The following is a 16,832-nucleotide window of genomic DNA, read 5'->3' as shown; positions in this document are numbered from 1 at the left end:
ATTATAACATAACTCATATTCAAATCGAGAACTATTTTTCCAGCTAAAACTAGCCAGGACAAGTATTAATAAGTAATAGAAATCATCGTCCTTTAGCTATACTCCCCTATTTTTACAAAATCTATCTAACAACCATCCCCTTATTTTTGTTAGTATATACATATTTTTTTATCATTTTATACAAATATAAACATCCCGCCTCTAATTGTAATATTTTACCAACTGAACAACATCAAAAAATGTAAAATTAATCTTTTCATATCTTTTTCAGATTACTTTATGGTTATTTTCCAAACATTTTCAAACGCTTTCTTTATGAATTTTATCCGTTTTTCTACATGTAGCGAAAAGTAATTGTTATTTCCAATACTTTAGTGTATATTTTTTCTCTGGAACATCTTTAAGAGGAAGGGATTAAGGCCATGTTATTAATCGATATATTTACGTTTCTTGGCATTATCGCCGCTGCCATTTCTGGTACATTAGTTGGTTTAAAAAAAGATTTAGATTTATTTGGTGTCCTTTGTTTAGCTGTAGCCACTGCGCTCGGCGGCGGTATTATTCGTGATATCATGATTGGTAACCTGCCCCCTGTCGCATTTGTAAAACCCATTTACTTTTTCGTAAGTGTATTATCAGCATTATTTACTTGTATGTTTTTTGAGCGTATCAATAAACTTCAAGTCGTTATTATGCTTTCTGATGCTGTTGGCTTAGGCGTTTTTACAGCTATTGGTGCAAATGCGGCAATGTCACATCATGTTGACGCCTCATTTCTAGTTGTTTCAATGGGAGTCATTACAGGTATTGGAGGCGGTATTTTGCGTGACATTTGTGCTCAAGATATCCCTTACGTATTCCGAAAAGAGATTTACGCAATCGCTTCTATCTTAGGAGCAATTAGCTTCCTAATCACACACGCTATGGGGGCGCACGTATTAGCTTTCTATGTTTGTTTATTAGTAACATTCGTTATTCGTGTCGTCACTGTAATATATAATGTGCATTTCCCTGTTTTCTTTAAAACACATGCTAAAATTAATAAAGGCCATTAAGAGAATTCTAGATAGAATTCTCTTAATTTATATACTATTCAACGAACTAATATAGAGTAATTATATATAAGCATATATAATTACTCTATATTATTCTAAGAATTAATATAGAGTAATAATATATTATAATTACTCTATATTAGTTTTAAAATTGAAAACGTTTTATATACAGGGGGAAGAATGATGCTTGGGGTTTTCAAAAAAAATATTAATAAAACAAATGCCAGTATAATCGAATTAAGTAAGAACCAACAAATAACTTTTAATGTACCTACTAATTCTGAATTAAAAATTCAAATGGATATGCTACATATTTCAAAAGAAGATTTACAAGTTGTAAAAGTACTACAGCCTTTTATTTATGCAGAAATTGATTGGATTACTGAAAAATTCTATGCCAACATTACAAAACAACCTAATTTAATTACTATTATTGAGCGTTACAGCTCTATTCCAAAACTAAAACAAACTTTAAAAACACATATTAAAGAATTATTCAGCGGCAATATGCATGAAGATTTTATTGAACAGCGTGTTAGGATTGCCAAAAGGCATGTACAAATTGGTTTACATCGAAAATGGTATACTGCTGCTTATCAAGAATTATTCCGCTCTATCATGAAGATTTTGCAAACAAAAATAACGACAATCGATGATTTTTCATATTCTATAAATGTTATAAATAAATTATTCACTCTTGAACAAGAACTTGTTCTTGCAGCTTATGAATCTGAATATGAAAGAATGCAAAAAGAGCATGAGAAAGAAAAAGAATTAACTGCTATGACAATTACGCATATCGCAACAGAACTAGCTGCTGTATCTGAAAAAACAAGCTCTTCTATTCAAAAACTAACCGCCAAATCTGAAACTATTGTAGAGATTGCTAAAACAGGTACATCATTAGCTACAACATCTGAAGAAAAAGCGAATAAAGGGAAAGAACAATTAAACCAGCAAAACAAACGAATGGGATCTATTCAAATGAATATGGAAACGATTATTACAGATACTCATGAACTTCTCAATATTTCTAACAAAATTAATGAAATCATAGATATTGTTAAATCGATTGCGGAGCAAACAAATTTACTCGCACTAAATGCTGCTATTGAGTCGGCACGTGCTGGAGAATTTGGGAAAGGGTTTTCTGTTGTTGCTGGTGAAATCCGAAAATTATCAGAGCAAACGAAAGAATCTATATTTAACGTTACAAAGCTCGTCGAAAAAACAAATGAACAAATTACCCGTGTCTCGTCTTCCGTGAAACAAATTAGCTCTCTCGTATCGGAAGGAACGGATAGTATGTCAGCAACAGATCGATACTTCGAAGAAATTGTAAAAGATATGTCTAACTCAAAAGAACAGAATAAGAAAATTGAACACGAGCTACAAGCTATTTCAAAAGTAATGAAAGGAATTCAAGATGATTCCTCACAAATGGCTCTAACAGCCGATAATTTGCAACTAGAACTAAATCGATAAGATGAAATTTAGTAGTCAAGCATACTTTTCATCTGTACTAACTACTAAATTTCATCTTCCATCAAAAAAAGAATCCAGAATGGATTCTTTTTATTTTCTGAAAAATATTTTTTGACAATACACATAACTCATATAAACACCAAAGCTCTGCAAAATAAACAATGCTGGCATAATTACATTGTAATATGCCATATCTACTTGGAAGAGCTTTAACAATACGTATCCACTAATTAAAAATAAGAACAACATATATCCCTCATTTTGTTGTTTCTTAATAAGGAAGTGTAATAGAGCTATAGTCATAAACAATGTTACGGCTATATATATCAGTTTTTCATATTTGAAAAGAATAGAATTTATCCCCTCATCTGAAAACTGATTTATCATCGGTTCTAAAAGTTTAAATCTTTCTCCCTCAATCTCTTTTAACTTTTGATCAATATGCTCTGTTACACTTTGATTTTTCGATATTTTTTCTTCATGTTGCGTTTTTCCAATTAAAACAGATTGAACATACGTCTCATTCGCAATCGTATATTGTGACATTCCCATTGTCTTAATTCCATAATTCACACCAAAATGGGCACTATAAAATAGAATAAGTATCCCCACCATCTTTAGTAACACCTTTTGTTTCGTTGCTGATTGAAATACTTCGATTAATAATACATATAACGTGATAAAAATAGGAAGAAATAATCCCATTGGGAAAATCATATTACTAAATGCAAATAAAATCGCTGAAAACACCCACATATAAGGATGATCTAATCCTTTATATAAAAGTATGTAACAAGCAAAATAAAATAAAAATATTGCAAGTGACTCAGGAGTTAATACGGAACTCATGAATATATTTGGAATATACAGAGCATAAAAGATAGAAGCAATACGACCGCATTCTTCTCCAGAAACCATTGCTGCAATACGATAAATAAAAAATGCGGTTCCTGCGCAAAATAACACATTAAATAGTTGTAAAGCGAATAATGTATCACCAAATATACGAATAATTACTGACTCATATATAATAAAAGGCAAATGAGTTACAGTCTCTATATTATTACCAATTGCAATCTGCTTTGCAGACTCATACATCACTTTCATATCACCAATTATTGGAGCATCTACAAATAACAGCATACTAAGCCTCACAACTATAGATATACTTATAAGAAAAATAAGAAATTGTTTATCTGTAAAACGATATTGTAGAATTGATGCCACTAACAAAATAAGTATGACGAAAATTGCCAATATGATTGTTACACTTGTTGTACTTCCTCCAAAGAATTGCTTACTTGTCTCAAATGCTGCCCAACAACTATAAACAAAAAATGCGAACATCGCACCGATCGTAATTTTATTGAAGAAAGATGAAAAATTTGTTTGTATATGATTCATATGTCCATTGCACCTCTATTTCCATTCATAACAAAACGATTCTATCATGAATGGGTACACGGCTGATAGAGAATTTCTATGACAAATACATAGTCATTACTTTTTACTTGCAATGTAAGCGAATCCTCTTTTACACTACATTTTAGATAAAATAAATTTTCTTTCAGTTACATGAATACAAATACAGAAGTTTAAATAATACTCTTTTGGACTACACTTTACTTCATTAAATATCTAATATGAGTACTAAGCTTACACATATTATTCTGATTGAAAACAGACTATAGGGGCTGAATATATGGAAAAGAAATTCATGCGAGAATCTAAAGCAATTAAGACAACACGTGTTTTTCCTAACGATTTAAATAATCACCAAACACTTTTTGGGGGGAAATTATTAGCAGAAATTGATAGTATTGCTTCAATTGCGGCTGCAAGACATAGTCGTAAACATTGCGTAACAGCATCTATTGATTCAGTTGATTTTTTAACTCCAATTCACCAAGCTGATTCTGTTTGTTATGAAGCATTCGTATGTTATACAGGGAAATCTTCAATGGAAGTTTTCGTAAAAGTAATTGCAGAAAATTTATTAGCAGGCGAGCGTAGAATTGCTGCTACTTGCTTCATTACATTTGTAGCAATAAAAGATGGAAAACCTTCGTCCGTACCACAAGTACTACCTGAAACTGAGGAAGAACATTGGTTATACACAACCGGTTCAGAACGTGCGGAAAATAGAAAAAAAGGACGTTTAAAAAGCAAAGAAATGGCTGAGGTTTTAACTTTAAATAAACCTTGGAATATTTAATACAATACTCTCACTTCATACATGCACAGGTTTATTTCATCCTTGCATGTATTTTTTATTGTAAAAAATTCCACCTCTTATCTTTTATTTACTGTTTGTCTCCTAAAATAATCCACCAGTTTTTCCTTTATTTTGCTATACTATTAATGGTATATTAGATAAGGTTCGTTTAAAAATAACTATAATATAATTAAGTATATAAGGGATGGTGCGATAATGTCTATTGAGGTACCAATTTCAATACCAAAAACGTTAATTATTATTCCTGCGTATAACGAGGAAGAAGCAATTGCAGATACATTAACAAGATTATTAAAACTAAAACAGCATTTTACAGAATTAAGCATTTGCGTTATTAATGATGGATCACATGATAAAACAGCTCAAATCGTAAATGATTTTCCTGTTCACCTTGTGAACTTACCATATAACCTAGGTATTGGCTCAGCTGTACAAACTGGTTATAAATACGCTTATGAGAATGGATATGATATTGCGATTCAGTTCGATGCTGATGGGCAACATAATCCTGATGATTTGTACAAAATTATAAAACCTATTGCTGAAGACCAATGCGATATGGTGCTAGGTTCACGTTTTACAGAGAAAACAGCCTATAAAGGTAGTATTTCCAGAAGAATTGGTATTTTTTATTTTACTGCTCTACTGAAAGTACTAACAAAACAAACCTTTATGGATCCAACTTCTGGGTATCGTGCTATCAATAGAGAAGTAATTAAGATTTTTGCACATAATTATCCAAAAGATTATCCAGAACCAGAAGTCCTTATTCATTTAAAAAAGAAAAAATTACGCATTAATGAAATATCCGTAAATATGCAAGAGCGTCAAGGGGGACAATCTTCTATCACACCTCTTAAATCTGCATATTACATGATTAAAGTAAGCCTTGCTATATTGATGCAAAAAATTGTGAAAGGTTGATAATAAATGCCTATAATTACCTTTTCATTTATCTTCATTCTATTATTATTTTTATTAATTATTAATTCCATTCGTCGTGGAGCTTTAGAAACTAAATATGCTATTTTATGGATTTTTGTTTGTGTTGCAATGGCTATTTTAAGTTCTACTGAAAAAATTATAAATTGGATTGGCCAACTATTACACGTAGAATATCCTCCATCTGTTTTATTCTTATTTGGACTATTATTCTGTTTCATATTAATTTTTGACTTAACAAGAAAAATTTCTAAATTACATCATCAACTTGTAACGTTAACGCAAGATTATGCGTTATTAAAGCAAAAATTAAAAGTAACACAAACACAAACTGAAACTGATAACAAATAGATTTCCATTCAAATATGAATATATACAAAAAAACATCTTAATTTTTTTTAAAAAAATTAAGATGTTTTTTATTGCAAACTATTTTTTTCTAATTAATAATTTACTAATTTTCATAACAGTTGCCACGGTCCCAACTCCAATTATAATAAATAAGAATGGTATTAACGGTAATGCATATCGTTCATATGCAACATAAAAACATGTTAAAGCTGTTTGCAATAAAAGGATTGACCATAAAAATGTAGTCTCTCTCCACCTTTTTAAAAGGAAAATAAATGAAAGTACTGTACATATTAAAAACGTCGTCTTAATAAAATTATATATTTCATTCATATCCTTTGCAGAAACATTGAATACTTCAATATTATGTTCTATAGAATAATACGGTTTTTTCCAAAGAATTTCTGGCTTCAAAACTAAATAACTCTCTATCATAGATTCCTTATCAGTTTTCCACCATTCCTTCATTTTATCAATCGCTATTTTTTCTTCTAATTCCATAAATTCATGTGCTTCAAGATTAGGGTATTTTGCATGTAACTCTATTTCAAGTTCCCCCATATCCTTACCTTCTGGGTAACCTTTCCCTTGATACGTTCCAAGTAATAACGGATTCCCTGCCCCAGCAGTTAGTGGGATAAATTTATCAAATTGAATGTAATTGCGAGCCCACCATGGTCCAAGTACGATAAGTCCTATTCCTATGCTTATAATCGCTTGCTTCATCATAATACGGAATGGGTAGCGTTTCATTAAAAGATACCCAAATAGTAAGATTGGATATAAGGCAATTTGTACACGGAGGTACAGTGCTAAAAAGTAGAAAATTAATACAATCAGAAGATGTTTCGTTTTATGAGTATCAGCTAATTTTAAACTCCAATATACTAATCCTAATGAAAGGAATAGAAACGGCCCTTCTGTTAAAGTTAAATTTTCCATAACAATCTCTGGAGGATACACAGCTAATAAGAAAGCACCTATTAATCCTGCAGCAGAATTCAATAAATAAGTACCAATCTTATAAGTTAGCAAAATACTAAGTACCCCTAATAGGATAATAATTAATTTTGCTACAAAAAGACCTTCACTGCCATTTCCAAAAAAATAAAATACAACAGCTAATAAAGCTGGAAAACCCGGCATAATATGAATCGTTGGTTTATCTGGTTCATGATATGTTAACATCCCTGTTTCCAATAAAATATTTGCCGTTTTTTGATAACCTATATCATCGCTAGCTATAGATAGATCTGCACCATGTGTTTGTAAAGTTGCAAAACGAAGTGCAAAACCGACTATCATAATAATCCCTAAAAGGATTATATTAGATTTGCGAGTAAATCGCCCTAACATCTCATCTTCTCCCTTCAGATACATAATTTTCAAAATATATTTCTATATTTTTACAACACAATACGTTCTATAATAAATACTTTTTATACAAAGTACAACAATAGAAAGTTGATTTACAAAGTTTATATGCGTTAAACTTATACAGATGTTCTTGTAATCTTCTTCCTTCCAAAAGGCTTGTATATATGATGCAAGACATAAAAAACTTGAGGAGATAAAAATTCTATGATGGAACAAAAGCAACTTGTTTCTGTTGTCATACCCCTGTATAACACGGAAAAATATATTGAAGAAACGATGCAGTCAATACTAGATCAAACATATAAAAACATTGAAATTGTAATTGTAGATGATGGAAGTAAAGATCAATCACCTTCTATTGTGAAAAACCTTGCTGAAAAATACCCAGGGCAAGTAAAATACGTTCATCAAAAAAACCAAGGTGTTTCGGTAGCCCGTAATACAGGTATCGAAAATGCTAGCGGAGAATATATCGCTTTTCTTGATAGTGATGACTTATGGCATCCAACTAAAATTGAGAAGCAAGTCGAAAGTATGCATAAAAACGAAATGGACGCGTGCTATTGTGGTTATATGAATTTCTACGAAGAAACAGGCGAGAAGGTTGAACATACAACAAACTTTATTAAAGGTGATATGGCAAAAGCATTCCTAACACATCAAGTTGTTGCTCAAACAAGTACTTGGATTTTCAAACGATCCATCGTAATGAATCATAACATTCGTTTTACACCAGGATGTAGTTGGGGCGAAGATTTAGAGTTTTTATTTAAACTTATGAGTGTGACAAATGTATGTTATGTCGATGAATACTTAACTTATTATAGAATCTTATCAGAAGGAAATCTTTCTTCTAAGTATAAAGATTATGAATTAAAAACGACAAAAGAGCTAGAAGTATTCAATCGTATGAAAGATTGGGTACATAATAAATCTCAAGATTTCATTACAAAAGACCCTCAGTCACTGATTGAGATTCTTGAGACTTATTTATTCCCTTATACAGTCATCAATAACGCTTGTATATATATTAAAGAAAACTCTCAATTAGATAAATCACAAGTTCAATTAATCAAAAAAGATATAAAGAAATATTGCCGTAAAATCTATTCAAAGAATGGAAAACGTAGTAAAAAACTATATGCAATGCTTTGGTTTGTACGAATTAAATTTCTGTTTTCTTAAACTGAAAATATAACGATACTCTCTCTTTCTGTGAACAAATCAAATTTACAAATAGGACAAGCTAACCGGGTCCTAAAGAATAGAAAGGTCTTTTCTCATGAAAACAAATAAAATTCTAAAAAACGCATCCTACCTGTTTGTAGGAAACATTACTGTCCGTTTTGTACTGGCTATTGCAACAATTTTCTTTGCAAGGTATGTTTCTCCAAGTGATTACGGTATGTTTACAACTGCGTTAGCAGTTTCAGCTGTTATTTGTTACTTTACAGATGCAGGTTTAACACATACGTTTATGCGTGAAGGAACGAGAAGCGATGCTAATATTAGCGTGCTAATAAGTAGTTACTTACGTATTCGTTTAATATTAGCTATCGTAATTTCTGTACTTTTCGCTATTTTTGCCCAGTTCTTCTATCCCGATGCTTACTTACGCGCGATGGTATATTGGGTTGTTCTACCAACAATGTTCGGAGCAACCTTACAAGGTGTTGGAATGGCTTACTTCCAAGTAACAGAACGCATGCAATTTACAGCTATTATTTCTGTACTACAAGGTGTAACTGCTGCTGCTGCCCTATTACTAGGGATGTCTTTCCAATGGTCACTTATGATGGTTGCTGCCATGTACGGGGTATCTAGTCTTGTAACAGGTGTTATCGCCTTTATAATGACAATACGTTATACGAAGGTCCATAAGGGTTGGGATAAAGGCATTTTAGATCAACTACTTATTTTTACAATCAATGGCATCATCATTATGCTCTTACCACAATTGGGCCCTATTATATTAGAAAAGGTTTCAACGTATAATCAAGTTGGATTCTTTGGTGCTGCATCTAAAATACCTGCTGTACTATATCAAATACCTGGGGTAATTGCAGCGGCCTTTTATCCAAGGCTTTTTGCTTTTGGTAATGAGAAAAATATTGAAGAACATAGAAAATTATCAAGTTTTGAATTAAAACTTATGTCTTTTTTAGGAATGGGAATTTCTATCCCCTTTATTGCGGATCCAAGTTTCTGGATTGTTAGTTTATTAGGAGAAGAATACGCTCCCGCCGGTGACGCTCTTGCTATTCTAGCGTTTATGGTTATTTTACAATCAATTAACTATCCACTAGCCGATAATTTAACAACGATTGGCCAGCAATGGAAACGTGCAACAACAATGACTATTGGATTAGTTGTTGCCATCATAGGTTATATTGTATTAGGTAGTAAATATGGAATGATGGGGGCAGCTGCCGCAGCTATCCTTACCGAAATTACACTATTAATCGGATTTACCCTCTTTATTCGTAAAGGCATGCAATTATTAGTTAAAGGAATTATATTTAATTCCTTAGCCTTTATTATTAGTTACGGTATATACCGAATTGCATTAATCAACTTACCGCCACTAATTGCTTTAACTCTTACTGGTATACTATACGGTATAATTGGAATTGGAATTGATCCTCAAATACGTGGATTTGTTTTAGGGTTTATAAAACAAAAGCTCATTCGCAAACATGCTTAAAAGCAAAAAGCTTTTCCTATTTAAAAATGGAAAAGCTTTTTGCTTTTTTTATATACCATCATTTTTCTTCAGTAAAAAAATGCTATATATTCCAGCTCAAATTGACTTACTTTCTGAAAATGCCTTATACTAAATTATATATAAACTATGAAATTCAACGCTTGTAAAAATATATATGCTTCAACAAAAATATATATTTTCTCATGTTAAAACTAAAGAACACACCTTTAAAAATTGGTGTGTTTTTATATGCTACCTAAAAACTAGTTGCTACATGTAACGACTTTCAAAGGAGGATTATCAATTTTTATGAGCATAAAGCCGAATAATAAATTCTTTTCCAAGAAAACAATGATAATTATACCAATATTATTATTGTGCGCTTTTGCTTTTCATTATTTCTTTTTAACATCTAATCAAGCCTTTTCTGGTACAGGGGATGCGTTACGTCAATTTGGCTTTTTTACGTTTCTTCTACAACATGCCTTTAAAGATGGCAACCTTTTTTGGTCTTTTGATTATGGATTAGGTGGAGATTTATTTGGAGAGTTTAGTTATTATTACAGCACATCACCGTTTTTCTGGATTACACTGTTACTACCTAAACTAAGTCTTGAGCAAGTATATGACGTGAAATTATACATGAGTATTTTAAAAAACTTTTTAGCTATGGTATTCATGTATGGTTCTTTACGTTACCATAATAAAACAGCATTCTCATCTTTTGTTGCTGCTATTATATATGGTGGCTGTATTACTTTCATCCGCCACTCTTTACTATGGGATTTCATGGCTGATGCCATTGTATTTTTACCATTAGTAATATGGGGACTTGATAAATATATTATTGAAAAGAAACACGGCCTTTTCCTAATCGCTGCTACTTTAATGTTAGCATCAAACTTTTATTTTGCTTTTATCACAAGTATTTTCATATTTATTTATGCATTATTCCAATACTTTGCGACACAACAAAATAAAACGATTGTCTCTTTTCTAACTTATTATATTAGAATCGGTTTATTGTACGGATTATCACTCGGTTTAGCCGCCGTTTGCTTCCTCCCATCAGTTAATGCCGTATTTAGCGCTGATCGACTATCAAAAAAGTTTGAGATACCATTATTATTTGAAGATAAATTTTATAAAGATTTAATGGAAAATATTTTCTTCATGTATAATGCTGAAAATCATCAATTAGCTTTACCAGCTTTAATTTTATTCTTAATCGTATTTGGAATGTTTATACGTGATAAACTCGTTAAGAATAAAGTATTCTTTACGTTATTCATGTTCATTCTGTTTATGCTTCCATATACATATTCTATGTTTAATGGTTTTTCAGCAATGCAATCTAGATGGTTTTATTTATTTGTATTTGTAATTGCCCAAACAATTGCATACATTCTAGATTGGATGATTATTCATAAGAAAGACTACAAATTACCTTATTTAATAAGTTTATTAGTGTCTATTGGATTATTCATTTATGCATTTTATAGAAAGGCAAATATAAATGTAACTGATAAACCTTTACAAGACGTTGATAACATTTTACTCGGAACTGTCGTTCTTTCTGTTATTACAGTATGTTTATGGCGTTATATTTCTAAACCTTTCATACAATTTTTAGTTGTATTGAACGTACTCGTTAGCACAATTTCTATGAATTATATGTATGCGAATAATATACTTAGCACAGTTTACGGACAGAGCCAGATTTCAACTGAAAAGTTACACGAACCAGGCTATGATAATCAAGAAGAAATTGCTGCAATTCGCTACATACAAGAAAATGATAAAGACTTTTATCGTATTCTGAATCCATATAGCGAATATAACACACCAATGCTACAAGGATATCATGGCGTAAGTACGTATCAAAGCTTGGTTAATTATTATGTCCATGACTTTATGAAAAATAAATATGGCGTATTCCAAATGTACGATACACCTTCAATGTTTTATCAAGCTGATAGTCGACTACTACTCGAAAATATGCTAGGTATAAAATATCGCGTATTAAGTGCTGATACAGATTCAAAGAATGTACCTTATGGATATAAACTATTACAGCAAGTAGGACCATATAATATTTACAAAAATGACTATGCTTTACCGTTAGGATATGTATATGATTCGGCTATAAGTGAAGAAGAATTTTCTAAATTAAACTTCGCTCAGCGTGATCAATTATTATTACATGCTGTTGTCGTTAATAATACAAAAGAATTTTCATTAAACCATTTTAATAAACAAGACCTTAAATCAAAGGCAGTATCTATTAAAACGGAAAAAGCAAAATTCGAAAACATGAAAAAACAAGAAAATAAACTAATTGTTCATGGCTTTGGAAATATGATTGTACCTATCAATTATCCTGATACACCTGGTGATCTGCTGATAGAATTAAAATTAAAAAATGCAGGCACATTCAATGCAACTGTTAATGGAAAAACGATAGGAAAAGGGGACGATGCTGGTGCATACTCTTATCCGTTAGAAAGGTTTGTTTACAATTTGGGCAATGAGCGTCCAGAAAACCTAACTATCTCTATTGATATGGCAGGTGAGTATGAATTAGGTGACTTGCAAGCAAATATTGTAAACTATGAAAGTATACAAAAAGAAACAAAAAAACTAACTGAAAATAGGCTTGAAAATATTTATTATAAGAACAATTATTTAAAAGGGGATATCAAATCAAATAAAGACGGGCTCTTATATCTATCTGTCCCATATAGTAAAGGCTGGACTATAAAAATTGATGGGAAAGAAACAGAATTTACGAAAGCGAATTCTGCCTTTATCGGTGTTCCAATTACAAAAGGTTCACATGTAATCGAAATGACTTACGTTACACCTTACTTCAAATTAGGTATGACTATATCAATCATCTCACTAATTATCTGTATAGCTTTACTAATTTTCAAAAATCCAAAAGCACGACGAAAATTTTCTTTTAAAAAGCAATAATGAGCACTTAATGAATCATGAAGCTATCTATTTAGATAGCTTCCTAAAATAATATCTAAATATTATTTTAATCCACTACAAACAAGGAGTGTCAAACATGATCCTTTCAATAGTTGTACCATGCTACAATGAAGAAAAGGTGCTTCGAGCCTTTTATTCAGAGACTTCCCTTGAAATTCATAAATTAACTACCGATTATGAATTTGTTTTTGTTAATGATGGTAGTAAAGATGATACTTTAAATATTTTACGTGATTTAGCTAGTGCAGATTCATCGGTACACTACATATCATTTAGTCGAAACTTCGGAAAAGAAGCTGCAATGTTAGCTGGTTTAAAATATGCTACAGGCGATGCAATTGTTATTATGGATGCTGACTTACAACACCCTCCTACGTTAATAAAAGAACTGTTAGAAGGATATAACGACGGCTACGACCAAGTCATTGCAAAAAGAACAAGAACTGGTGATTCACCCGTTCGCTCTTTCGTCTCTCGTCTTTACTATAAAGTGATGAATAAATTTGTAGATATTGAATTAGTAGACGGTATTGGTGACTTTAGACTTTTAAGTCGAAGAGCAGTAGATTCTTTATTATCTTTAAGTGAATACAACCGATTTTCAAAGGGCTTATTTTCTTGGATCGGTTATAACGAATTAATCATTGAATATGAAAATGTATTACGTTCTGATGGAGAGAGTAAATGGACCTTCTCGAAATTATTAAATTATGGAATTGATGGTGTAATTTCATTCAATAATAAACCGTTACGTCTATCTATATATCTTGGATTACTAACAACCATTTTAGGACTTTTATACGTAATCACTACGTTCGTTCAAATCATCCTCGGTGGTGTGGAAGTTCCTGGTTACTTTACTCTCATTTCCGCTATACTATTTATTGGCGGTATTCAACTCATATTCCTAGGTGTTATTGGTGAATATATCGGTCGTATTTATTATGAAACAAAACGTAGACCGCATTTTATTGTAGCTGAAAAGAAAGTTAGTGAAGTTAAACAAAAGGCATAACCAAAAAGTTACTTCTGTAGGAGAAGTAACTTTTTTATATACTAACATTTACAAACACTTCTTTTGAAAAAATATACATTTTGAAATGATAGCATTATATGAAAGAATTTAGTATCATGATTCAAGGTACTATTTCAAGTTGGACGGAGGATACTATGAGCTTATTAACAGTTGAAAAATTAGGACATACATTTGGCGATCGTACATTATTTAAAGATGTATCTATGCGATTATTAGCAGGTGAGCACGTTGGATTAGTTGGTGCAAACGGTGTTGGTAAATCAACATTCATGAATATCATTACTGGTCAGCTTATTCATGACCAAGGTCGCGTAGAATGGACACCGGGCACACATTACGGCTACTTAGATCAGCATACTGTTTTAACACCTGGGCGTACAATCCGTGACGTACTAGCGGATGCATTTTTACCGTTATTCGAAAAGGAAAAAGCTTTAAATGAAGTTACAGAAAAAATGGGAACTGCTACACCAGAAGAACTAGAAGAACTTCTTGAGCAAATGGCAGAAATACAAGATGCACTTGAAGCAGGTGGTTTCTACTTACTAGATATGAAAATTGAAGAGGCTGCACGTGGTCTTGGAATTGATGCAATTGGTTTAGATCGTGATGTTTCAGCATTAAGTGGTGGACAACGTACAAAGGTATTGCTTGCAAAGCTATTACTTGAACAGCCAGAAGTGTTATTGCTTGATGAACCTACTAACTATTTAGACGTTGAACATATTCATTGGTTAACAAATTATTTGAAAGAATATCCACATGCATTCTTATTAATTTCTCATGATACGGAATTTATGAACAAATGTGTTGATGTTATTTTCCATCTAGAATTCACAAAAATGACACGCTATACAGCGACATATGAAAAATTCCTAGAACTAGCAGAAATCAATAAAAATCAACATATAAACGCTTATGAAAAACAGCGCGAGTTTATCAAAAAGCAAGAAGACTTCATTGCAAAGAACAAAGCTCGTTATTCAACGACAGGTCGTGCAAAGAGTCGTCAAAAACAACTTGATCGCATGGAGCTTATTGATCGTCCGGAAACAGCAATTAAACCGGAATTCTCATTTAAAGAAAGTCGTGCAAGTAGTCGCTTCGTCTTTGAAGGTGAAAATGTAGAAATCGGATATACACATCCGCTACTACCAAAGCTATCAATGACGATTGAACGTGGTGAAAAAATTGCTATTGTTGGATGTAACGGTGTTGGTAAATCAACGTTGCTAAAAACAATCTTAGGTAAAATTAAACCTTTAAGCGGTAAAACAAGTCTTGGTGACTTCTTAGAGCCTGCATACTTTGAACAAGAAGTTAAAGCTGATAATATAACACCAATTGATGATGTATGGAATACATTCCCTGGCCTAGACCAGCATCAAATTCGTGCGATGTTAGCAAAATGCGGATTAAAAAATGAACATATTTCTCGCCCATTAAGCCAATTAAGTGGTGGAGAACAAGCAAAAGTTCGTTTATGTAAGCTAATGGGTGAGGAAAGTAACTGGCTATTATTTGATGAGCCGACAAACCATCTTGATGTTACAGCAAAAGCGGAACTTAAGAAGGCTATGAAAGCATATAAAGGAACAATTCTCCTTGTATGTCACGAACCGGACTTCTATGAAGATTGGATCACAAAAGTTTGGGATGTTGAAGAATGGTCTCAAAATAGTAAGTAGTCTTTAAGAAAAAACTCCTTGTGTAGACAAGGAGTTTTTTACTTATTTTTATTAAGAATTTTTTATATTATAGTATCCTATAAGGCGTAATCGAAATTCTTTTAATTCCGGATACGCCTCTAAATTTGCTAACATACCTCTAATTACCGGAATTCTTGGATTAAGCAATCGTATTTCCGCCTCTAAAATATCTAATGTAACCAACAGCTCATCATCCTCTAATTGATCAGCTAAAGTGCGCTTAAATACAATAATCTCTTTTAAAAAATGTTCTTTAACTTGTTCCTTAATAAGCTCTGATTTACAAAGGAATTCTCCAAGCTTTTCTTCATGTAAAATAGGTTCTTCCGAAGATTCTACTAAGCCATCTACTAAATTATCTACTCTTTTTAAAATAAAAGCAGCTACATACGATAAATCAATTTCTGGTGCTTGTAAAATAATTAATTCTAAATACCCACGGCATATGCCTTCTACCATAATTACTAAATCCAATAAATATGGCATAACCTTTTCACCATAAATGGACAATAAACTATTCCGATAAAATGCATGAGACTCTAACTTCATCCGCATCATAAATTCTTCTACTTCTTTATTAAACGGAATCGCATTTTCTCTCGCATGCATAATAATAAATTCTTTATGCTTTTGTATATCATTAAACTGACAATGTAATTGTTTTGCAAATTTTTCACGTGGTAATAAAGACTCTTGTTCAATATCCAGCATTTTCTTTTGGATTTTGTCATAATAATATCGAAGTGTCGCTAATAAAAGCTCATCTTTCGATTTAAAATATAAGTAAAAAGCTCCCTTAGATATACCACTAGCTGTCACAATTTCCTGCACTGATGTCGCATTTACACCCTTAGTAGCAAATAACTTCATAGCCGATTCTATAATTAAACGCTCTTTTTCTTTCATATCTTCTCTCCTAAATTTAATCTCGCATCTTATT

The 16,832-nt window shown here is 31.8% G+C and carries 13 protein-coding genes and 1 pseudogene; 11 read left to right on the top strand and 3 right to left on the bottom strand.

Annotation, left to right across the window (positions count from 1 at the left end):
• The first annotated feature begins 422 nt into the window (after nt 1-422).
• From DN404_RS02690 to DN404_RS31235, 3 genes and pseudogenes are all read left to right on the top strand, one after another.
• Nucleotides 423-1,055 carry a trimeric intracellular cation channel family protein gene (locus tag DN404_RS02690; protein WP_000924371.1) on the top strand — a complete coding sequence of 211 codons (633 nt, stop codon included), beginning with the start codon at nt 423-425 and terminating at the stop codon, nt 1,053-1,055.
• A 180-nt stretch (nt 1,056-1,235) separates the two neighbouring features.
• Nucleotides 1,236-1,784 (top strand): annotated as a pseudogene (locus DN404_RS31240) (protoglobin family protein); the annotation flags it as partial.
• Between the two features lie 15 nt (nt 1,785-1,799).
• A complete protein-coding gene (locus tag DN404_RS31235) occupies nt 1,800-2,540 on the top strand; it encodes a methyl-accepting chemotaxis protein (RefSeq protein ID WP_370512794.1) in 741 nt (246 codons plus the stop codon).
• Between the two features lie 90 nt (nt 2,541-2,630).
• Here DN404_RS31235 and DN404_RS02680 read toward each other — a convergent pair whose 3' ends face one another.
• Nucleotides 2,631-3,944, bottom strand: a complete 1,314-nt coding sequence (locus DN404_RS02680) for an ArnT family glycosyltransferase (RefSeq protein ID WP_102956258.1) — start codon at nt 3,942-3,944, stop codon at nt 2,631-2,633.
• A gap of 298 nt (nt 3,945-4,242) precedes the next feature.
• Between DN404_RS02680 and DN404_RS02675 the strand changes: the two genes are divergently transcribed.
• The 3 genes from DN404_RS02675 to DN404_RS02665 all read left to right on the top strand — a co-directional run bounded on the left by DN404_RS02675 (nt 4,243) and on the right by DN404_RS02665 (nt 6,069).
• Nucleotides 4,243-4,755, top strand: coding sequence for an acyl-CoA thioesterase (locus DN404_RS02675; protein ID WP_000412123.1), 513 nt, complete (start codon nt 4,243-4,245; stop codon nt 4,753-4,755).
• 216 nt (nt 4,756-4,971) lie between these two features.
• Nucleotides 4,972-5,700: a glycosyltransferase family 2 protein gene (locus DN404_RS02670; protein ID WP_000021476.1), complete on the top strand. Its 729-nt coding sequence runs from the start codon at nt 4,972-4,974 to the stop codon at nt 5,698-5,700.
• Nucleotides 5,701-5,706: 6 nt separating this feature from the next.
• Nucleotides 5,707-6,069, top strand: a complete 363-nt coding sequence (locus DN404_RS02665) for a DUF2304 domain-containing protein (RefSeq protein WP_006919810.1) — start codon at nt 5,707-5,709, stop codon at nt 6,067-6,069.
• 78 nt (nt 6,070-6,147) lie between these two features.
• On the opposite strand, the gene DN404_RS02660 is transcribed toward DN404_RS02665, so the two are convergent.
• Entirely contained in the window at nt 6,148-7,425 is a 1,278-nt protein-coding gene (locus DN404_RS02660) for a glycosyltransferase family 39 protein (RefSeq protein WP_000901470.1), read from the bottom strand.
• Nucleotides 7,426-7,650: 225 nt separating this feature from the next.
• Here DN404_RS02660 and DN404_RS02655 point away from each other — a divergent pair, with 225 nt between their 5' ends.
• The 5 genes from DN404_RS02655 to DN404_RS02635 all read left to right on the top strand — a co-directional run bounded on the left by DN404_RS02655 (nt 7,651) and on the right by DN404_RS02635 (nt 15,871).
• Nucleotides 7,651-8,631 carry a glycosyltransferase family 2 protein gene (locus tag DN404_RS02655; RefSeq protein WP_102956256.1) on the top strand — a complete coding sequence of 327 codons (981 nt, stop codon included), beginning with the start codon at nt 7,651-7,653 and terminating at the stop codon, nt 8,629-8,631.
• Nucleotides 8,632-8,728: 97 nt separating this feature from the next.
• A complete protein-coding gene (locus DN404_RS02650) occupies nt 8,729-10,150 on the top strand; it encodes an oligosaccharide flippase family protein (protein ID WP_000856131.1) in 1,422 nt (473 codons plus the stop codon).
• Between the two features lie 309 nt (nt 10,151-10,459).
• Nucleotides 10,460-13,126 (top strand): YfhO family protein, encoded by a 2,667-nt coding sequence (locus tag DN404_RS02645; RefSeq protein ID WP_016123909.1) that lies wholly within the window; start codon nt 10,460-10,462, stop codon nt 13,124-13,126.
• 97 nt (nt 13,127-13,223) lie between these two features.
• Nucleotides 13,224-14,162, top strand: a complete 939-nt coding sequence (locus DN404_RS02640) for a glycosyltransferase family 2 protein (protein ID WP_149214706.1) — start codon at nt 13,224-13,226, stop codon at nt 14,160-14,162.
• 155 nt (nt 14,163-14,317) lie between these two features.
• Nucleotides 14,318-15,871, top strand: coding sequence for an ABC-F family ATP-binding cassette domain-containing protein (locus DN404_RS02635; protein ID WP_000055410.1), 1,554 nt, complete (start codon nt 14,318-14,320; stop codon nt 15,869-15,871).
• Nucleotides 15,872-15,922: 51 nt separating this feature from the next.
• Here the strand turns inward: DN404_RS02635 and DN404_RS02630 are convergent, their stop codons facing one another.
• Nucleotides 15,923-16,798 carry a TetR/AcrR family transcriptional regulator gene (locus DN404_RS02630; protein ID WP_149214705.1) on the bottom strand — a complete coding sequence of 292 codons (876 nt, stop codon included), beginning with the start codon at nt 16,796-16,798 and terminating at the stop codon, nt 15,923-15,925.
• Nucleotides 16,799-16,832: the final 34 nt, after the last annotated feature.

Source organism: Bacillus sp. TE8-1, assembly GCF_008368855.1.
GTDB classification, from domain to species: Bacteria; Bacillota; Bacilli; order Bacillales; family Bacillaceae_G; genus Bacillus_A; species Bacillus_A cereus.
The sequence above is the reverse complement of the archived record's forward strand: the minus strand, read 5'-3'. Positions and strand labels throughout refer to the sequence as shown.